Genomic DNA, 18,521 nt, shown 5'->3' with positions numbered 1-18,521 from the left:
TCAAAACCCCTACAAGATTAGCTTGCCAAGGGGAGGGGACCGGAGTCCTCCCAACATTTTACCTGAAGAAGAACCCCACCCTAACCCTCCCCTTGCCAAGGGGAGGAGACCGGAGTCCTCACCTACGACTTGCTATTCCCTCTCACACTGGCATATTGAGCCGCACCGTAAGCAGCACTGTCTGGGAGCGTATCAATAGACCATTCCACCCTTGTCTGGGTGAGATGAGGGAAACTATGGTCAAGTTCCTGACGAATCCAGGCGATCGCATCCTGTTTAAATCGTTGATATGCCCCTTCGGATGCCATTTTTTCCTTTTCTTGCGCTCCCCCAGAAATCACAATCAGGTCACAGCCTACCATATTCACCACATTACGAGCCGCTATACCCAGGCTGGTAAAATACTCTTGCCAAATAGCCACAACATCAGACAGAGGATCATCCATTTGACCCAATCGACGGAGGGTTTTCGCCACCTCCATCGGCTCTCCTTGTAACGCTTCCGGCACATTCCCCTTAGCTTGTCGGTGTTTAACCATATTTCTCAGACCCAATAAAGAGGCTCTCGTTTCCACACATCCCCTCGCACCACATCCGCAGAGGTCCGCATTTTCCGAACTATCAATACAAATATGACCCAATTCTGCCGAAACTCCCGGAGCCGACCAAATTTTTCCGTTGACAATCAAAGCGCCGCCTAAACCCGTTCCGGTAATAAACTGAGCCATCACAGAAGAAGCCTGATTTTGAGCCTCGCGGATCCTGTATTCCCGGTAAGCCGCCGCGTCTCCATCATTGAGGAGGAGAGCGGGTAACTGGAGAGTCTCGGAGAGTTTTTGGGCAATATTCACCCCTTGCCAAGAGGGATCAATATTGGTGGGATAAACACACATCCCCGAAGCATCAATAGGAGCGGGACAACAAGCACCGATCGCTTTTAAATCCTGGAATTGTAGCTCATTGGCTTCGAGTAGCTCATTGGTGGCCGTTTTAATCACATTTACCGTAGCGTCGGGACCCTCAGAGGCGCTGCTGGGACGATCTAACCGGGTTCCAATCGCCCCTTGTTCTGGATCAAATAATCCCAGTTTGACCGTAGTAGCACCAATGTCAATCCCCAAGTAAATGCTCATGATTTTTTCCTAAAATCCAACTCCTTCATATTATAAAGTAGGTGAGACCCAATGCAATGTCCGCTTCGTCTTGTTGACGTTGCCGATCGCATTGTGCTTGGTCAATTTCCACAATGGCGCGAATCGATGCTACTGCCTGAAAAATTAACCCCGTTCCCTGTTCTTGTAGGTTGGGTGGAATGAAATGTAACCCAACATTTAACCAGGATTTGTTGGGTGGGGCTGTCGCTTCACCCAACCTACGACTTTAAGATGGAACTTTAATCAATTCCGAGTTGAGGTAAATTTGCCAATTTTCATCAATAAATCCTAGGTTTTCATCATAGACTCACATCAGTTCCGCAATAGAAAGGGGAGGGGTAGCGGTTTCGAGATGGAATTATCCTGTTGATTTGCTGGTAGGGTTGAAGGCTTCTTTTAAGACGGCTTGCATCAGTTGTTGGGCGTGGGTTTGGTTTTGGGTGATTTGGGTTTCCAGTTGATCGCAGAGGGTGAGGAGTTTTTCGACTTTGGCGACGATGGCTTGTTGTTCGGCTAGGGGGGAACAGGAAAAAGTAGCGACTTCAATATCTTCTGATTTAAGAAAAGCCGCGTTGAACCGCTACATAGTTCTTTTAGTTGCTCAAGTACATTGGTACAGCCTCTAAAGAGGAAACAAAAATATTGAGGGCAAACAACCTGATCTAATACAGAAATACGGAGCAAATTTGTAGAGATTAATCCACTTTTAACATCATCTGGAATCACACATACTTCGTCTATAGTGCCTGATCGTGAAATTATTATATCGCCTGGTACGGCAGAGTATGAGCGATCGCAGAAGCAATGCCAACCCCCCATATCTTGTAGGGGCGCTGCGGCTTGCTCCCCTAAGCCTCGAAATTAAATGTCTCACTTTTATTTGAATTTTTTATCACACACGATTAACTGATTATTACAGTCATTTCCCATCGCAAAAAAAAGCGAGAACTTAGTTCTCGCTTTTTTTCTGAGATTAATTCAAAAAAGCTTAATGCTTGAATTTGATTAGACAGAAGTGGGCATCGCTGTAGACTCCGCCAGTTCTTCCAACCGCATCTGCTGATCTTGAGTAATACAAGCTTGAATCATCAACTCGATCTCACCTTCGAGCACCGTGGTCAGGGAAAAATTTTGCCCCAAACGGTGATCGGTCACGCGATTATCTTTGTAATTATAAGTGCGAATCTTTTCCGAGCGAGATCCGGTGCCCACCTGAGAACGGCGCTGGGAAGAAACCGCTTCCTGTTGCTCCCGCAGTTTTTGCTCATAGAGCTTCGCTCGCAGAATTTGCATTGCTCGCTCTCGGTTTTGTAGCTGCGATCGCTCCTCCGTGCAGAAAATCCGAATTCCCGTGGGTTTGTGTAACAAGTCAACCGCTGTTTCCACCTTGTTGACATTCTGACCCCCGGCGCCACCAGAACGAGCGGTACTGATCTCCAGATCCTTGGGATCGATCTCCACCTCCACCTCATCCACTTCTGGCATAATCGCCACCGTAGCCGTAGAGGTATGGACACGACCCCCTGTTTCCGTCACCGGCACCCGCTGCACCCGATGAACCCCCGCCTCAAATTTTAGCTTGCTATAAACTTGATTGCCAGTAATCTCTAGAATCGCCTCTTTAAAACCCCCCATATCGGCGACTGACTCGCTCACCAGCTTCACCCGCCAGCCCTGGCTTTCCGCGTAGCGGGAATACAACCGCAGCAAATCACCCGCCCAAATCCCTGCTTCATCTCCGCCAGTGCCAGCACGAATTTCCAACATGATATTCTTCTCATCATTCGGATCGCGAGGCAACAGCAAAATCTTCAGGCGATTTTCTAAAGCGGAAAGCTTTTGCTCCAGTTCTTCCACTTCCAACTGGGCGATTTCGCGAAGCTCAACATCGCTGTAAGCTTCTTTTAAAACTTGTTTGGCCCCCGTCAGGTCAACCGAGGTTTTTTTCCAAATATCAAAAGTATTGACTACTTCTTCCAAAGAAGAACGAGCCTTAGCCACCCGTTGAAACTCTTGGGGGTCAGTAGCCACATCTGGATCGGCCATTTTGCGAGTCAATTCGTTAAAGGTCGATTCAACGGATTTTAATTTATCCAGCAAGTAAGTCTCAGCCATAATGCACGGACCTCGAGAGTCAAAAATAGTGATTGATTTCTTAGTGTTTAGCTGACAATTTGATCTGACAAGCGAAATTCACTCAAGAGAGTTAATCGGAAAGCTAGACACTCACAAAATGCCAGCTAAGAAAGAAATCTTCGCTAATTTTTAGACTGGGATTTTTTGGCGCCACTAGCAGAAGTCATGCCATATTTACGCAAGAAGCGATCGACACGACCTTCCGTATCAATAATCTTCTGAGTGCCGGTATAGAAAGGATGATTGCCAGACCACACATCCACATGCATCTCTGGCTGGGTCGAACCGACGGTCATAATCACTTCGCCGTTACAAATCACTTTAGCTTCTGGATACCACTCTGGGTGAATTCCTGGTTTTGGCATAGTTCTCTACCTTGTTGTTTTTCTTAAATTTTAACTTTCATTTCAGTATTTGATCTGTCACCATTCCCAGGTTATTCGTCCCAAGTATTTGCCATAGATATTAGATTGGAATAGCCAGGAACGACTAACCGAGGAAAAATGACCATCAACTGATTAGCGTTTCGAGTATTGAGGAGCTTTACGCGCTTTGCGTAAACCGTATTTCTTCCGTTCCTTAGACCGAGGATCTCTGGTCAGGAAACCTTCAACTTTCAATGGCTGACGGTTGCTAGGATCCAGTTCACACAAAGCCCGAGCCACTCCCAAACGAATTGACTCTGCTTGGCCGGTTAAACCACCACCATGTACATTCACCAGAATGTCATATTCATTTTCCAGCCCCAGGGTTTCTAGGGGAGCTTTCGCCGCAGAGATATAACCGGCGTTAAATTGAAGATAGAGGTCTCCCTTTTTGCCGTTAATTTTTAACTCACCATTACCGGGAATCAAACGAACTCTCGCAACGGATGACTTCCTGCGACCGGTGCCCCAATAAACTGCGCGACCGCTTTGATCTTCGATTGGCATTAATCGTTTCCTCCTGGAATTGTCTCAATGGTGATCGTTTGTGGTTTTTGAGCGGCGTGTGGATGCTCAGAACCCTTATACACTTTCAGTTTGGTAAACAATTGTCGTCCCAAGCTGTTCTTTGGCAGCATCCCGCGTACAGCTTGCTCAATAATCCGCTCTGGGATGCGAGCCTGGAGTTTGGTGAAAGTTTCTACTTTCATACCACCTGGTCTTCCAGAATGACGACGATAGAGTTTTTGGTCGCGTTTTTTGCCGGTGACTTGGACTTTTTCCGCATTCACGACAATCACAAAATCTCCAGTATCCATGTAAGGAGTATAAGTGGGTTTATTTTTCCCCCGGAGGATTCTGGCGATTTCAGTTGCGAGTCTGCCCAACCGTTGATTGGCAGCATCCACAAGATACCAGTTTTGTTCTATGGAGTCTTGGGGTGGAACGTAAGTTTTATTCATTGACTGAAGTCTGCAAAGGTTTGTAGGTTGTCATAGTGATTGACTTTTGATCTTGGGAATCATTTAAGAAATTATCTTTCGATCAATCATCAACATTGAGGACTAAATGTAAATTTAGGCATAGTGTCATGCCAGATTTCTGGTGGAAAAGGAAAGTTATCATAACCCACTCGCAAAAGACAAAGACCATGAGCGGGGGCAGCGTACTTAACTTCTTCTCGGAGTTCGTTCGTCCAAAGTTGGTTAAAATTTTCCAGCGATCGCTCACCTCGACCAACTTGGACTAACATCCCGACCAGTAGCCGCATCATCCCATAAAGAAACCCATTAGCCTGTACTTCTATATGAACGAATGGCCCATGCCGATAACAGATAGCTTCTTGTACATCCACCCAAGAGTGCTGCCGTTGGGATCCAGCCCGATGAAAAGCCGCCAAATGGTGATGACCAACCAAAGGACGGAGAGCCGCTTGAACTAATGATTCATCCAACGCTTCATAATAATAATGCCAAGTAAATGGCTGAACAAAAACATTGGGCTGTGAATCGGTGTAAAGGGTGTAGCGATACCGTCGCCACTTCGCCGAAAACCGAGCGTGCCAGTCTAAAGGGACTGCTGCTGATGCCAGAATTTGAATATCCTTGGGCACCGCATTATTCAAAACTGCTGCCCATTTATGGGCAGGAATTGAACTACTCGTGTTAAAGTGAGCGACTTGGGCGGCAGCATGAACCCCTGTATCAGTTCTACCGGCAGCATAGACTCCCACTGGTTCACCGAGGATCTCAAAAAGAGCTTTTTCCATCTCTTCTTGTACCGTTCTAGCTCTAGGTTGTCGCTGCCAACCATGAAAATTAGTGCCTAAGTATTGAAAAACTAAGGCAATTCTTTGGTTGGGGATAACACCAGTGGAATACATCATATTAGTCAACAGTGGCAAGTAAAAAGTCTGCAAGTTTGGTCAGAATATCTTTTTACCAGTCACGGATTTAAACTAGCTCAATAATTGCCATTTCAGCATTGTCACCCCGACGAGGGATGGTTCGCAGGATGCGAGTATATCCACCGTTACGATTACCGTAACGTTCTTTGGCTTGCTCAAATAGCGCATGAACTAGCTGTTTATCATACATATAGCCCAAGGCTCTCCGCCGAGCGGATAAGCTACCATCTTTGGCTAAAGTAATCATGCGTTCGGCTTCTGACTGCACTGCTTTAGCACGAACTTTCGTCGTGGTAATCCGACCATAACGAATCAATTCTGTAGTCAGCGATCGCAACAGTGCTTTTCGCTGATCGGCGGGTTTACCTAGCTGAGGGACACGACAACGGTGACGCATAACGATTAAGTTTTACTGATGAACAATCAATTTATGAAATGAAAAATGCTTGGCAATGGGTGATCTTGAAAAATTTTTTTACAAAATCACCACAGCTTTTTCACCCTTGAGTCAAAAATCATAAAATACTAATACCTCCGGCACGCTCCGCGATCGGAAGATCAGCTACTAGACTTAGCAGATTTTTCTTGAGGCAACGTAATCCCTAAACGTTTTTGCAGAGCTTCAATCACTTCTTCTGCTGATTTTTGACCAAAGTTCTTAATTTCCAGCAGGTCTTCCTGACTGTAGCCAAGCAAATCTGCCACGGAGTTAATTTGTGCCCGCTTCAGACAGTTATAAGCTCGGACACTCAACTGTAATTCTTCAATCGGAATCTGACTGGTGGGATCAGAATCATCGGTAGATTCTTTGTGGGTCGATTCTAGATTGACTTCTTTAACCTGGGTAAACAGATCGACCAAAATATTCGCAGATTGGCTGAGTGCTTCTTGGGTTGAGATACTGCCATTTGTCCAAATTTCCAGAATCAATCGGTCTTGTTCTAGAGATTCCCCAATTCTAGCGGCCTCAACGGTATAGTTAACCTTGCGAACTGGCATAAATACCGCGTCAATCAAGAGAAAGTCCAAAGCCGTGTTATCTTCGCGATCGCGATCCACGGCTCGATATCCTTTCCCCTGTTCCACTCTAAATTCCATTTCTAGAGTGGCCCCTTCTGAAAGAGTCGCAATATACTGACTCGGATCAACAACTTCTACCTCTGAGGGCAACTCAAAGTTAGCCGCAGTAACAGTTGTTGAACCCTGAGCCAATAATCGACCAATCTGGGGTTGAGAGGAATGACTTTTGAGGACAATTTCCTTCATATTCAGGAGGATTTCCAAAACATCCTCCCGGACACCGGGAATTGTAGCAAACTCATGATTGACACCAGCAATGCGAACGGCTGTAACTGCTGCGCCTTCTAAATTGGACAGCAGAACTCTTCTGAGGGCATTACCGACAGTGATTCCTTGGCCCCGCTCCAGCGGCTCCAGAACAAATTTGCCGTACTGACTCTGGTTTTTGTCAGTGCTTGACTCTACACACTCAATCTGAAACTGCGCCACGGAGTGACCTCCCTTCTCCTTTCTCCCTGGATGGCTTTCATAGCCTTCCTAGCCTTCCTATTTTGGTGCATAAACGATCGCCAGCGATCCAGAAGCAAATTTAATCTGTTTGTCTCTGCCAACTGACGATGAGCAGATTGACTAATCAATAGCCAATAATTATGCTGAAAACCTAAAAACCAATTCCTAAACTCGACGACGCTTGGGTGGTCGGCAACCATTGTGAGGAATTGGGGTAATATCTCGAATCAAGGTAATTTCCAGACCAGCGGCTTGCAGCGCTCTAATGGCTGTTTCCCGACCCGATCCCGGACCACTAACCATCACCTCAACTTGGCGCATACCTTGATCCATGGCTCGACGGGCGGCATTTTCTGCTGCCGTTTGTGCCGCATAAGGAGTGCCTTTTTTTGCCCCTTTAAAACCACTGGAACCGGCTGAAGCCCAAGAAATCACTTCACCATTGGGATCGGTAATTGTGACGATCGTGTTGTTAAACGTAGACTGAATGTAGCCCACACCATTGGGTACATTTCTTTTTTGTTTACGAGATCCGCTCTTTTTAGTTGATTGTCGCGCCATATCTATAAATTTTTTCGACTATTTCATCAATCGCGATTACAGCAGAATACAGGTGGGCTTGTTTATCCCACCCTGGTCGCCACTGTCTATTTCTTAGCGGGAGCCTTCTTCTTACCGGCCACAGTGCGACGGGATCCCCGACGAGTCCGTGCATTGGTTCGAGTTCTTTGACCACGAACAGGCAAGCCCATCCGATGGCGACGGCCTCGGTAGCAGCCAATATCCATGAGGCGCTTGATATACATGGCCTCTTGGCGTCTGAGGTCTCCTTCGACTTGATAATTTGTTTCCACGGCTTCTCGCAAAGCCGCCACATCAGCCTCACTAAGGTCTTTGACTCTGGTATCTGGATTGACACCTGTTTGAGCGAGGACTTCTTTAGCCCGGGTTGGGCCAATTCCATAGATATATCGTAGACCGATTTCTACTCGCTTATCGCGAGGAAGGTCTACCCCGGCAATCCGTGCCACGCTTTTGTACTCCTTTGTCTTACGCTGTTGCTACAAATTTTGCGGGTGACAGATGTCTGGTTTAGACACCTGAAACTGAAGGTAAATGTACTAACCTTGGCGTTGTTTATGTTTGGGGTTAGAACAAATTACCATCACCCGACCACGACGACGAATGACGCGGCATTTCTCACACATTTTCTTGACAGATGCTCTAACTTTCATGTTGTTTTTGCAACACTACAAACTTAATATTATATCATTTTTGCCTAATTTGACAACAGGAAATTAGATTTACCTGTATTCTTTAACATAGATAGCAGAAGGCTGACCTGCTGTTACTTTTTCCGGAGACGATAAGTGATTCTTCCTTTGGTTAAATCATAAGGAGTCAACTCGACTTTCACGCGATCGCCTGGCAGAATTTTGATGTAATTTCGCCGAATTTTCCCAGAAATATGCGCTAAGACGTTAAAACCGTTATCCAGGTCAACTCGAAACATCGCATTAGGTAGGGATTCTGTCACCGTACCTTCCATTTCAATCAAATCTTGTTTAGCCAAATCCTCTTAACCTCCCTCCTAAAAATCTAGTAACCTGATTGCTCCAAAGTGCAACAAGCTGCTTTTAACTTAGTGAAATCGTCGAAAATAATGACGCATTTAGTTTTAGAACTTGCCAGCAGTAGAAGCCAAACGTTTATACACCTTAGCCCGGACTATCTGGATGTCAATTTCTGGAAATTTTATGAGAGCAACCAGTCAAGTAATTTCCCAAGAAACTGAATGACTGGCAAGCTCTCTGATTGGTGAGTGAGACATTAAAGAAAGAATTAATCGGATTACGGATGAATCACCTTTGTCAACTCTGAAGTCACCTCATCCATTGACAAATTGCCATTCACCGAAACAAGCTGATTCCGTTCCCGATAGTAATCAATCACCGGAGCGGTTTCGTGATGATAAATTTCCAACCGATGTCGAATGGTTTGTTCATTATCATCTTTGCGTCCCCGTCCCAACATCCTAGAGACCAAGGTTTCGTCTGGGACTTCCAGATTCAGCACACAATTGCACCTTTGATGAATTTCTGCTAAAAGATGATCCAAAAAAGATGCCTGAGAAACAGTACGGGGGAATCCATCAAGAATCCATCCCTTCGCCACATCATCATCTTCCAGACGATGCAGAACCAGGTCTAACATCAGATCATCAGGAACTAAATCCCCCTGATCCATATATTCTTGAGCTTTTTTACCCAGAGGAGTTTGCTCTTGCACAGCAGTACGCAGCAGATCCCCAGTAGAAATATGCGGAATTTCATAGAGATTAGCCAATCGCATGGCTTGAGTTCCTTTTCCCGCTCCTGGTGGCCCCAAAAAAATTAAGCGTGAAATTAAGCCGGTCACTACTGTTTCACCATTCCTTCATAACGCTGGGAAATCACATAAGTCTGGATTTGCTTCGCCGTATCAATGGCCACACCGACAATAATCAGCAGTGAAGTGGCACCCAGACCGCGAAATGTCTGCACTCTGGTTGCACTTTCCACCGCTGTGGGTACAATTGCCACCAGACCGAGAAAAATCGCCCCCAAAAAAGTCAAGCGATTCAACACCCGTTCTATATACTCGCTAGTCGTGCGTCCAGGACGAATTCCAGGAATACTAGCCCCCATCTTCTTCAAATTTTGAGCCATATCCACAGGATTGATAATCAAAGAAGCGTAGAAATAGCTGAAGAAAAGAATGAGCAGTAGATAAAACGAGACATAAAGCCAAGGCGTTGGACCACCTGGACTCAAGTAATTAGCCACTTGAATTAAAAAAGAATTATTGGCAAATTCTGCCAAAGATCCAGGGAGAATCAAAACCGCCGAAGCAAAGATAATTGGCATAACGCCACCTTGATTCAAGCGCAGGGGTAAATAGCTACTCCGCTCACGGTAAAGCTTTCGTCCCACCTGGCGTCGGGCGGATAAAATCGGAATTCTGCGGGTTCCTTCTTGGACAAAAACAATCCCGACAATCATAATCAGGAACACCAAAAGCAGAAGAATCACCCGACCAACAATCGCTTGATCTTGTTGAGCCAGTTCAATGGTTTGACCCAAAGATCGTGGCAGAACTGCCACAATATTCAGAAAAATTAACAGAGAAGCCCCATTGCCAACACCCCGCTCAGTAATCAGTTCAGAAACCCACATGACAAACATGGATCCTGCGGTCAGAGCGAGAGCGGTTTTAAACAAGAATACTGGGCCGGGGTTTTCCGCATAAGAGCTAACCCAAATGGCAATCCCAGTGCTTTGCAGCAAAGCCCATCCTAAAGAGACATAACGAGTAATCTGAGAGATTTTTCGCCGTCCTGCTTCCCCTTCATTTTTCTGCAAATCTTCCAAACTAGGCAAAGCAGCCGTTAAAAGTTGAATGATAATCGAAGCATTAATGTAAGGCAAAATGCCTAAAGCAAAAATTCCTAACGCCCGTAAGCCCCCGCCAGAAAATAAATCTAAAAAACCGATTAATGGGCTACCACTGACGTTTTGTTCAAATGCTTCTCGATCAATGCCTGGAACTGGTAAAAAGACCCCAAACCGCACTAAAATTAACATGCCAACGGTGACAAGCAGCCGACCTCTAAGGCCAGCTGCTTGAGCCATCTGCATAAAAGTCTCCTGAGCCGTTGGTGCCTTATCTCTACTAACAACCATTAAGGAGTCCCTCTACTTATAATTGCAGTGGCATCGCCAGGGTTAAGCACTTAAGCTGACATAAGGTATTTGACCTTATGTCATCATTAGCCGCTTGATTGGTTAGTTCATCTCTCAAGATGAATAATGCCCGCATCCTCTGCTAACCCCTAGCGGTATCCACAATTTCGCAACTCCCCCCTGCGGCTGAAATCTTGGCACGGGCATTAGCGGTAAAAGCAGCGGCTTTCACATGCAGGGCAACATTGAGTTCCCCATCACCCAAGATTTTCAGAGGGCCGTCATTGGTTGTAACAATGCCAGCCTCCATCAATGAGGCAAGTGTCACCTCACTGTTGGCAGAGAGAGATGCTAATTTACTGACATTAATAATAGTGTAATGTTTTCGATTGATGACAGTAAAGTGTTTTAGTTTAGGTATGCGACGATAAAGAGGCTGTTGTCCGCCTTCAAATCCGGGTCTAGTGCTGCCACCTGACCTAGATTTTTGACCGCGCATTCCCTTACCGGAACTCGCACCTTGACCAGCCGAAATCCCCCGTCCTAAACGTCGAGGACGCTTTGATGAGCCTTTTTTTGGCTGTACATCTTGCAATCTCATTACTTAAAACCCCTCCCGAGTAGGAACTTAAAATTTATGATGCATAGAGCTTTTCGATCGCAATCCCACGTTCTTGTGCCACATCCGCTAATGTGCGAAGACTATCGAGGGCTTCAACTGCTGCTCTAGCATTATTTAGAGGATTGCTGGAACCAAGTTGCTTGGCCAAAATATTGCGAACTCCGGCCAACTCTAAAACTGTTCTGACCGCTCCACCAGCAATTACACCAGTACCAGGGGCAGCCGGTCTCATAATCACTTTGGCTCCGCCACTGCTCCCATTGGCTGGGTGGGGAATTGAATTAGATTTATTCAGGGGTACATCAACTAGGTGCTTTTTGCCATCGGCCACCCCTTTTTTGACGGCGCCGATCACATCACCGGCTTTGCCAACACCTACACCGACTTGACCGCGTTCGTTACCGACAACCACCACAGCCCGGAAACTGAGTTTTTTACCGCCCTTTACCACTTTGGTAACGCGACGAATCTGAACTACCCGCTCTTGCCAATCGGTTTCTTTTTCCCGATTACGACTACTTTTTTTCCGACGATCTGCCATAATTTTGTCCGTTATCAGTGTTTCGTTTGCCGTGTACCGTTGACGCTTGATGAACTCTTTACATTTATTTAAAAAGGGAAGGTCAACGGGTCAACTTCCTGGATGATTAAAAATCCAAACCAGCTTCACGAGCCGCATCAGCTAAAGATTTAATCCGGCCATGATAAAGATTACCACCCCGATCAAAAACCACTTTTTCGATGCCTTTTGCTTTAGCACGTTGGGCAATCAGTTGCCCAACTTGAGCCGAAGCATCACAGGTAGCACCAGTGCTTAATTCAGGTTTTAATTCATGATCCAAAGTTGAGGCAGATACTAGGGTATGGTGCTTGGTATCGTCGATCACTTGAGCATAAATATGCTTATTTGACCGAAACACTGCCAAACGAGGACGTTCTGATGTCCCAAAGACCTTGCGCCGGACGCGCTGATGCCGACGCTGAATAAATTCCTTACGAGTCAGCTTCATAATCTATTTCTTCCCTGCCTTGCCAGCTTTAAGTTTAATCACTTCGCCCTCATAGCGAATGCCTTTACCTTTGTAAACTTCTGGGGGGCGTACCGCACGGATTCGAGCCGCTTGATTACCAACCAATTCTTTATCAATGCCGCTGACTATGACATTGGTATTGGTTTCTACGGCCAACTGGATGCCTTCAGGGGGAACAATCTCTACAGGTTTACTGTAACCAACGTTTAAAATCAGATTTCGGCCTTGGATTTGCGCCCGATAGCCAACTCCCTGAATTAATAAACGTTTTTGAAAGCCTTTGGAGACCCCCTCAACCATATTCGCAACCAATGTGCGAGACAAACCATGACGTTGACGGGCATTGCGAGATTCATCTCGCCGTTTCACCATCAGGGTATCATCCTGTTGTTCCACGATGACTTCAGGTGGTAGCTCTCTAGTGAGAGTCCCCTTTGCCCCTTTGACGGATACGTTCTGCCCCTCGATGGTAACCGTCACTTTGTCAGGAACTTTGATGGGGCGCTTACCAATTCGAGACATAAATCTTGTTACTCCTTGAGAATTTAGAATTCATAATTCAGTTTTTTTCAGGAAACTGTCCTGTGTGCGAAAAGCTGAATGCATGAGTTCTTTTCTACCAGACATAAGCCAGCACTTCTCCACCCAAGCCTTGGCTGCGGGCATCTCTGTCGGTCATAATTCCCGATGATGTCGAAATGATGGCAATGCCAATCCCGCCTAAAACCCGTGGTAACTCTTTCCTATTAGAGTAAACTCGTAAGCCCGGTGTACTTACTCGCTTTAGGGTTTTGATAATAGGCTGACGGTTTTTGCCTTTATATTTCAATGAAATCATCAAGGTTTTTTTGACGCCTTCCCCAACTTCTTTATACTCCGTAATAAAGCCTTCTTCCAAAAGGACTTTGGCAATAGAACGGGTCATTTTTGTTGATGGAACTTCAGTTGTTTGGTGCCTTGCCAGACTAGCATTGCGGATGCGTGTAAGCATATCTGCAATCGTATCGTTAGCCGCCATTATTCCCTCCTTAATTAACCCGCTATTTGTCCCGGAAGGGCATACCCATTTCTTTGAGCAAGGCGCGGCCCTCTTCGTCTGTGTTTGCCGTTGTGACGATTGAAATGTCCATTCCTCGGATTTGATCGATGCGATCGTATTCTATTTCTGGAAAAATTAGCTGTTCTCTCAAGCCTAGGTTGTAGTTGCCTCGGCCATCAAAGCTTTTTGGACTAATGCCGCGAAAATCCCGAATTCTTGGTAATGCTAAGTTGATCAAGCGATCCAAAAATGCATACATCCGGTCGGAACGAAGTGTCACCATGACGCCAATCGGCATTCCTTGACGGATTTTAAATCCGGCGATCGCCTTCTTTGCCCGAGTAACAACTGGCTTTTGACCCGTGATCAGAGCAATTTCTTGAATCGATGATTCCAGAGCTTTGGCATTCTGAGAGGCATCACCTAAGCCTCGGTTGACAGTGACTTTCACCACCTTCGGCACCTGATGGATGTTCTTGTAGCTAAATTGTTCCATCAATTTGGCTACAATTTTATCTTCATACCGATTTTTGAGTGTTTCTGACATAGTTTTTTAGGGTTTTACTTTTCCTGGTCTTTGTCAGGATCGTGATATACTTTTGCCCAATTTTTAGTGGCTTTTCCATAAATTTTGGGCGTTTTTTTGTTGTGCTTTAGTCAATAATTTCACCAGTTTTTTTGAGCATACGCACTTTCCGTCCTTCTTCGGTGAAAGTGTAGCAGACTCGGCTGGCTACTTCATTTTTAGTCGAATAAAGCATCACGTTAGAGCTATGAATCGGCGACTCAAAAGTTTCGATTCTACCGGATTCACCCTCTTGTTGAGGTTTGACGTGCTTAGTTCTAATATTCACGCCTTTCACAACCACTTGGCTAGTCTTGGGAAGTGCTTTAATAATTTCGCCAATTTTGCCTTTTTCTTTGCCAGCAATCACTTGTACAGTGTCACCTTTTTTAACGTGCATCTTGTAAGTGTTGGGCGCTTTGCTTTGCTTGGTCGCCATCAGAGTACCTCCGGCGCTAAGGAAACAATTTTAGTGTAGTTTTTATCGCGTAATTCGCGAGCCACCGGACCAAAAACGCGAGTTCCTTTGGGGTTCCCATCTTGGTTCACAATCACGGCAGCGTTGTCGTCGAACCGAATGCTCATACCACTGGAACGGCGAATTCCTTTACGAGTACGCACGACAACGGCTCTAACGATATCGGACTTTTTCACTGCCATATTGGGAATGGCATCTTTAACCACGGCAATAATTACATCACCTACACCTGCGTAAGTTCTGTTGCCACCTAAAACCCGGATGCACATTAATTTACGAGCTCCGCTGTTATCGGCAACATTAAGATAAGACTCTTTCTGAATCACCTTCAGTCTCCCTTTTTCCTAGCGTCCGCTGTCGCTGGTCTGATTAAGAATTTCGATGACCTTCCAGCGTTTGGTTTTACTCAGCGGTCGAGTTTCCTGAATTCGGACGCGATCGCCTTCATTACACTGGTTGTCCTCGTCGTGAGCTTTATAGCGCTTGGTTTTAACGACGATTTTTCCGTATTTAGCGTTGGGGGCGCGGTTTTCCACCGCCACCACCACCGTTTTATTCATTTTGTTGCTTACAACTAAGCCGACTCGTTCTTTAACTGCCATTGCAACTTACTCCTTAATCACCATTAACTCTCAACTGATTTCTGTTGGCTACGTTTTCTTTCCGATTCAACGGTTAGTAATTGAGCCAGCCGATGTTGAGCATGAGTGAATTCGTGAGTTTTCTCCAAACGGCGAGTTGCTTTTTGCAAACGAAGTTCAAATAGCTGTCGCTTTACGGTGATAACTTCCTTGACGATTTCTTCGTCGCTCAAAGCTCGCACTTCTGAAATCTTAGGCAATGCCATAATCTTAAGACTTCTCCTCTTCTCTGGTGATTACCTTGGTCTTAATCGGCAATTTATAAGCCGCCAATCTCATAGCCTCACGGGCTGTTGATTCTGGCACACCGCCAATTTCAAATAAAACTCGACCGGGCTTAATCACGGCGACCCAATACTCTGGGGAACCCTTACCAGAACCCATCCGGGTTTCTGCTGGACGCATAGTAACGGGTTTATCTGGAAACACACGAATCCAGATTTTGCCACCTCTGCGGATATAACGAGTCATTGCTCTACGGCTGGCCTCGATTTGTCGAGAGGTCATCCAGCAGGGTTCTAGAGCTTGTAAGGCAAACTCGCCAAAGTTGACTTGATTACCCCTTGTGGCTAGGCCCCTCATTCTTCCCCGCTGTTGCTTGCGGAATTTAGTTCTTCTAGGACTTAACATGACTTTTCTCCTGGGTTATTCCTGAGTGCAAAAACAAAGAATTATTTGTTTAACCTTTGTTTAACCTTCACCCGATCGGTCTTCAAATTGTTGGCGACGACCCTTCCGGCGTCGCGGACCCCCTGCACCGATGGCAGCGTTTTGTTCATCTTGTCCAGGAATAATTTCCCCTTTGAATATCCAAACTTTCACCCCAAGAATGCCATAAATGGTTTTGGCGGTGCAGTAAGCGTACTCAATATCCGCTCTCAAGGTATGAAGCGGCACCCGACCTTCCCGAGTCCATTCAGTGCGAGCAATTTCTGCCCCATTGAGGCGTCCACTGACTTGCACTTTGATCCCTTCTACCCCAGCTTTTTGGGCGCGTGTAATGGCTTGGCGGACTACTCGGCGGAAAGAAACCCGCCGTTCTAACTGTTGAGCAATATATTCCCCAATCAGGGTGGCATCAGCATCTACTTTGGCAACTTCCACCACGTTGATGCGGATTTGTCGATTGCTATTGCCTAACAATTCTTGTAAACCCGTTCGCAACGACTCAATCCCCGTGCCACCACGTCCAACCACAACCCCGGGTCGAGCGGTGCGGACTTCCAAATCAATTTGGTCGGCTTTTCGCTCAATGCGGACTTGAGAAATTCCCGCATTATTGAGGGTTTTTTGCACGTACTCGCGGATTACAAAGTCTTCTTGCAATAATTCTGAGTAGCGATTGCCATCGGCATACCAACGAGAACGATGTTCTTGAGTCGTTCCCAGCCGAAAGCCAATTGGATGAATCTTCTGTCCCACGGATAAAATCCCTTTAATGTTGTGCTGATTTATTCTTGGTTTATGACCGAAGAAGTCATAATTAATCTTCTTTTTCTTCAGGAGCCACTTTCACAGTAATGTGACAGCTTGGCTTGCGAATCATGTAAGCACGACCCTGGGCGCGAGGGCGATAACGCTTCAAGCTAGGGCCGCCGTCAGCAGATGCTTGAGAGACAACTAAGGTTGCCGGGTCTAAGCCAGCATTATGCTCGGCATTGGCAACTGCTGAACGCAGAACTTTTAGCACAGGATCACAAGCGCGGTAAGGCATGAATTCCAAGATAATCAACGCTTCTCTGTAGGAGCGACCGCGAATTTGATCGAGAACTCGTCGCACCTTATAGGGAGACATCCGAATGTAACGGGCGACAGCTTTTACTTCTTTAGTAGTATCAATAGGCATAGATTTCTCCTGTTGAATCCGGAATTGAATTTTGAATCATGGCTTGTGAATCTAGACAAAATGCCTACGCAAAATTCAAAATTCCCCCATTACCTCCGGGCTTTTTTATCACTTTTTGAATGTCCCCTAAAGGTGCGTGTTGGAGCAAATTCTCCCAGCTTGTGACCCACCATTTGTTCAGAAATATACACAGGCACGTGCTGCCGGCCATTATGAACGGCAATGGTATGCCCTACCATATCTGGAATGATGGTTGAAGCTCTTGACCAGGTTTTTACAACCTGTTTTTCACCTTTTTCATTCAATTTTTCTATTTTTGTTAGGAGATGGTCGGCAACAAAAGGCCCTTTTTTTAGAGAACGACCCATAGTCTTTAATGTCTAAATTTTGATCAGAATGAACGAACAATTAAGGCGTCACTAATTGATTGACGATTAATTCAGATTGACTCCTAAGAATCCATTCTGGATTAAACATTTCTGCCGCCCCGACGCCGCTTGGAAGAACTGCGACGACGACGGACAATCAAAGAGTTGCTTAATTTCTTTTTCTTCCGAGTTTTTGCGCCTAAAGCTGGTTTGCCCCAAGGGGTTACCGGTCCACTCCTGCCGATTGGTGCCCGACCTTCACCACCACCATGAGGGTGATCTACGGGGTTCATCACACTGCCTCGAACCTGTGGTCTGCGACCTTTCCAACGATTTCGGCCAGCTTTACCGATCTTGATGTTTCTGGCATCAATGTTGCCAACTTGACCGATGGTGGCGTAGCAATCTTTGCGGAATTTTCTGAATTCACCAGAAGGTAATTGCAGGGTGACAAATTCACCTTCTTTTGCTTTGATTGTCGCGCAGGCTCCGGCACTTCTCACCATTTGTCCACCTCGACCTGGTGTGAGTTCTACGTTGTGGACACTGGTGCCTTCAGGAATATTGCTCAGTGGCAAGGCATTGCCAATATTGTCCACCGGTGAGTTCGGTCCAGCGATGACCACGGTGCCAACTTTTAACCCTTCAGGATGAAGGATGTACCGCTTTTCTCCATCTTGATATTGGAGCAGAGCGATTCTGGCGTTACGATTGGGATCGTATTCAATTTCTACGACTTGGGCAGGGATATTGTGCTTGTCGCGGCGAAAGTCGATCATTCGATATAGACGCTTGTGACCACCACCGCGATGTCGGCAGGTGATGATGCCACGATTGTTCCGGCCTTTGGCACGGTGAATCCATACCGTTAGGGATTTTTCTGGCTCATTCCTGGTGATTTCCGCAAAGTCTGAACCTGACTTTTGGCGACTACCAGGAGTGTATGGCCGATAAAAACGAATACCCATAACTGGAGAATTTTTTCCTGACAATTGTTTGGTCTACGGATGAGACATGGATGTCTCTAAAATGTCGATCGCTTTTGAGGCGATCGCCTC

Annotated in this window: 30 protein-coding genes; all 30 read right to left on the bottom strand. The window is 46.0% G+C overall.

Going from position 1 to position 18,521, the window contains the following annotated elements; translation table 11 throughout:
• Positions 1 to 122: 122 nt before the first annotated feature.
• The 30 genes from AM228_RS23895 to rplB all read right to left on the bottom strand — a co-directional run bounded on the left by AM228_RS23895 (position 123) and on the right by rplB (position 18,431).
• Positions 123 to 1,133 (bottom strand): ROK family protein, encoded by a 1,011-nt coding sequence (locus AM228_RS23895; protein ID WP_054469442.1) that lies wholly within the window; start codon positions 1,131 to 1,133, stop codon positions 123 to 125.
• A gap of 25 nt (positions 1,134 to 1,158) precedes the next feature.
• Complete coding sequence (locus AM228_RS23890) at positions 1,159 to 1,371, bottom strand: hypothetical protein (RefSeq protein ID WP_054469441.1); 213 nt, start codon at positions 1,369 to 1,371, stop codon at positions 1,159 to 1,161.
• A gap of 788 nt (positions 1,372 to 2,159) precedes the next feature.
• Positions 2,160 to 3,269, bottom strand: a complete 1,110-nt coding sequence (gene prfA, locus AM228_RS23885) for a peptide chain release factor 1 (RefSeq protein WP_054469440.1) — start codon at positions 3,267 to 3,269, stop codon at positions 2,160 to 2,162.
• A 143-nt stretch (positions 3,270 to 3,412) separates the two neighbouring features.
• Complete coding sequence (gene rpmE / locus AM228_RS23880) at positions 3,413 to 3,655, bottom strand: 50S ribosomal protein L31 (RefSeq protein ID WP_054469439.1); 243 nt, start codon at positions 3,653 to 3,655, stop codon at positions 3,413 to 3,415.
• A gap of 153 nt (positions 3,656 to 3,808) precedes the next feature.
• Positions 3,809 to 4,222: a 30S ribosomal protein S9 gene (rpsI, locus tag AM228_RS23875; RefSeq protein WP_054469438.1), complete on the bottom strand. Its 414-nt coding sequence runs from the start codon at positions 4,220 to 4,222 to the stop codon at positions 3,809 to 3,811.
• On the bottom strand, positions 4,222 to 4,677 hold the full coding sequence (gene rplM / locus AM228_RS23870; RefSeq protein ID WP_054469437.1) for a 50S ribosomal protein L13: 456 nt from the start codon (positions 4,675 to 4,677) through the stop codon (positions 4,222 to 4,224). Before rplM ends, rpsI begins: the two co-directional genes overlap by 1 nt.
• 89 nt (positions 4,678 to 4,766) lie before the next feature.
• Positions 4,767 to 5,597 carry a tRNA pseudouridine(38-40) synthase TruA gene (gene truA, locus AM228_RS23865; RefSeq protein ID WP_197285392.1) on the bottom strand — a complete coding sequence of 277 codons (831 nt, stop codon included), beginning with the start codon at positions 5,595 to 5,597 and terminating at the stop codon, positions 4,767 to 4,769.
• A gap of 70 nt (positions 5,598 to 5,667) precedes the next feature.
• Positions 5,668 to 6,018: a 50S ribosomal protein L17 gene (rplQ, locus tag AM228_RS23860; RefSeq protein WP_054469435.1), complete on the bottom strand. Its 351-nt coding sequence runs from the start codon at positions 6,016 to 6,018 to the stop codon at positions 5,668 to 5,670.
• Positions 6,019 to 6,179: 161 nt separating this feature from the next.
• The gene (locus AM228_RS23855; protein WP_054469434.1) at positions 6,180 to 7,130 is read right to left on the bottom strand and encodes a DNA-directed RNA polymerase subunit alpha; all 951 of its coding nucleotides are present in this window, start codon (positions 7,128 to 7,130) and stop codon (positions 6,180 to 6,182) included.
• A gap of 186 nt (positions 7,131 to 7,316) precedes the next feature.
• Positions 7,317 to 7,712, bottom strand: a complete 396-nt coding sequence (rpsK, locus tag AM228_RS23850; RefSeq protein ID WP_054469433.1) for a 30S ribosomal protein S11 — start codon at positions 7,710 to 7,712, stop codon at positions 7,317 to 7,319.
• Positions 7,713 to 7,798: 86 nt separating this feature from the next.
• Positions 7,799 to 8,182 carry a 30S ribosomal protein S13 gene (rpsM, locus tag AM228_RS23845; protein ID WP_054469432.1) on the bottom strand — a complete coding sequence of 128 codons (384 nt, stop codon included), beginning with the start codon at positions 8,180 to 8,182 and terminating at the stop codon, positions 7,799 to 7,801.
• A gap of 90 nt (positions 8,183 to 8,272) precedes the next feature.
• Positions 8,273 to 8,386 carry a 50S ribosomal protein L36 gene (rpmJ, locus tag AM228_RS30185; RefSeq protein ID WP_012593611.1) on the bottom strand — a complete coding sequence of 38 codons (114 nt, stop codon included), beginning with the start codon at positions 8,384 to 8,386 and terminating at the stop codon, positions 8,273 to 8,275.
• A gap of 113 nt (positions 8,387 to 8,499) precedes the next feature.
• Positions 8,500 to 8,724 (bottom strand): translation initiation factor IF-1, encoded by a 225-nt coding sequence (infA, locus tag AM228_RS23840; RefSeq protein WP_008191178.1) that lies wholly within the window; start codon positions 8,722 to 8,724, stop codon positions 8,500 to 8,502.
• Between the two features lie 278 nt (positions 8,725 to 9,002).
• Positions 9,003 to 9,557 carry an adenylate kinase gene (locus AM228_RS23835; protein WP_054469446.1) on the bottom strand — a complete coding sequence of 185 codons (555 nt, stop codon included), beginning with the start codon at positions 9,555 to 9,557 and terminating at the stop codon, positions 9,003 to 9,005.
• Positions 9,558 to 9,568: 11 nt separating this feature from the next.
• On the bottom strand, positions 9,569 to 10,873 hold the full coding sequence (gene secY / locus AM228_RS23830; RefSeq protein WP_054469431.1) for a preprotein translocase subunit SecY: 1,305 nt from the start codon (positions 10,871 to 10,873) through the stop codon (positions 9,569 to 9,571).
• Positions 10,874 to 11,015: 142 nt separating this feature from the next.
• Positions 11,016 to 11,474, bottom strand: a complete 459-nt coding sequence (rplO, locus tag AM228_RS23825) for a 50S ribosomal protein L15 (RefSeq protein ID WP_054469430.1) — start codon at positions 11,472 to 11,474, stop codon at positions 11,016 to 11,018.
• A 34-nt stretch (positions 11,475 to 11,508) separates the two neighbouring features.
• On the bottom strand, positions 11,509 to 12,036 hold the full coding sequence (gene rpsE / locus AM228_RS23820; RefSeq protein ID WP_054469429.1) for a 30S ribosomal protein S5: 528 nt from the start codon (positions 12,034 to 12,036) through the stop codon (positions 11,509 to 11,511).
• A gap of 106 nt (positions 12,037 to 12,142) precedes the next feature.
• On the bottom strand, positions 12,143 to 12,505 hold the full coding sequence (rplR, locus tag AM228_RS23815) for a 50S ribosomal protein L18 (protein WP_054469428.1): 363 nt from the start codon (positions 12,503 to 12,505) through the stop codon (positions 12,143 to 12,145).
• Positions 12,506 to 12,508: 3 nt separating this feature from the next.
• Positions 12,509 to 13,048 (bottom strand): 50S ribosomal protein L6, encoded by a 540-nt coding sequence (gene rplF / locus AM228_RS23810; protein WP_054469427.1) that lies wholly within the window; start codon positions 13,046 to 13,048, stop codon positions 12,509 to 12,511.
• A 94-nt stretch (positions 13,049 to 13,142) separates the two neighbouring features.
• A complete protein-coding gene (gene rpsH, locus AM228_RS23805) occupies positions 13,143 to 13,544 on the bottom strand; it encodes a 30S ribosomal protein S8 (RefSeq protein WP_054469426.1) in 402 nt (133 codons plus the stop codon).
• A 22-nt stretch (positions 13,545 to 13,566) separates the two neighbouring features.
• On the bottom strand, positions 13,567 to 14,112 hold the full coding sequence (gene rplE / locus AM228_RS23800; RefSeq protein WP_054469425.1) for a 50S ribosomal protein L5: 546 nt from the start codon (positions 14,110 to 14,112) through the stop codon (positions 13,567 to 13,569).
• Between the two features lie 106 nt (positions 14,113 to 14,218).
• On the bottom strand, positions 14,219 to 14,569 hold the full coding sequence (rplX, locus tag AM228_RS23795) for a 50S ribosomal protein L24 (protein ID WP_054469424.1): 351 nt from the start codon (positions 14,567 to 14,569) through the stop codon (positions 14,219 to 14,221).
• Complete coding sequence (gene rplN, locus AM228_RS23790) at positions 14,569 to 14,934, bottom strand: 50S ribosomal protein L14 (protein ID WP_054469423.1); 366 nt, start codon at positions 14,932 to 14,934, stop codon at positions 14,569 to 14,571. Before rplN ends, rplX begins: the two co-directional genes overlap by 1 nt.
• Positions 14,935 to 14,952: 18 nt before the next feature.
• A complete protein-coding gene (gene rpsQ / locus AM228_RS23785; RefSeq protein WP_054469422.1) occupies positions 14,953 to 15,210 on the bottom strand; it encodes a 30S ribosomal protein S17 in 258 nt (85 codons plus the stop codon).
• A 23-nt stretch (positions 15,211 to 15,233) separates the two neighbouring features.
• Complete coding sequence (rpmC, locus tag AM228_RS23780) at positions 15,234 to 15,455, bottom strand: 50S ribosomal protein L29 (RefSeq protein ID WP_054469421.1); 222 nt, start codon at positions 15,453 to 15,455, stop codon at positions 15,234 to 15,236.
• A 4-nt stretch (positions 15,456 to 15,459) separates the two neighbouring features.
• A complete protein-coding gene (gene rplP / locus AM228_RS23775; RefSeq protein ID WP_054469420.1) occupies positions 15,460 to 15,879 on the bottom strand; it encodes a 50S ribosomal protein L16 in 420 nt (139 codons plus the stop codon).
• 60 nt (positions 15,880 to 15,939) lie between these two features.
• The gene (rpsC, locus tag AM228_RS23770; RefSeq protein ID WP_054469419.1) at positions 15,940 to 16,671 is read right to left on the bottom strand and encodes a 30S ribosomal protein S3; all 732 of its coding nucleotides are present in this window, start codon (positions 16,669 to 16,671) and stop codon (positions 15,940 to 15,942) included.
• Between the two features lie 61 nt (positions 16,672 to 16,732).
• Positions 16,733 to 17,095 (bottom strand): 50S ribosomal protein L22, encoded by a 363-nt coding sequence (gene rplV / locus AM228_RS23765; protein WP_054469418.1) that lies wholly within the window; start codon positions 17,093 to 17,095, stop codon positions 16,733 to 16,735.
• Between the two features lie 89 nt (positions 17,096 to 17,184).
• Complete coding sequence (rpsS, locus tag AM228_RS23760) at positions 17,185 to 17,463, bottom strand: 30S ribosomal protein S19 (RefSeq protein WP_054469417.1); 279 nt, start codon at positions 17,461 to 17,463, stop codon at positions 17,185 to 17,187.
• Between the two features lie 101 nt (positions 17,464 to 17,564).
• Complete coding sequence (gene rplB, locus AM228_RS23755) at positions 17,565 to 18,431, bottom strand: 50S ribosomal protein L2 (RefSeq protein ID WP_054469416.1); 867 nt, start codon at positions 18,429 to 18,431, stop codon at positions 17,565 to 17,567.
• Between the last annotated feature and the right edge of the window lie 90 nt (positions 18,432 to 18,521).

Source organism: Planktothricoides sp. SR001 (assembly GCF_001276715.1).
Classification (GTDB): Bacteria; Cyanobacteriota; Cyanobacteriia; order Cyanobacteriales; family Laspinemataceae; genus Planktothricoides; species Planktothricoides raciborskii.
The sequence above is the reverse complement of the archived record's forward strand: the minus strand, read 5'-3'. Positions and strand labels throughout refer to the sequence as shown.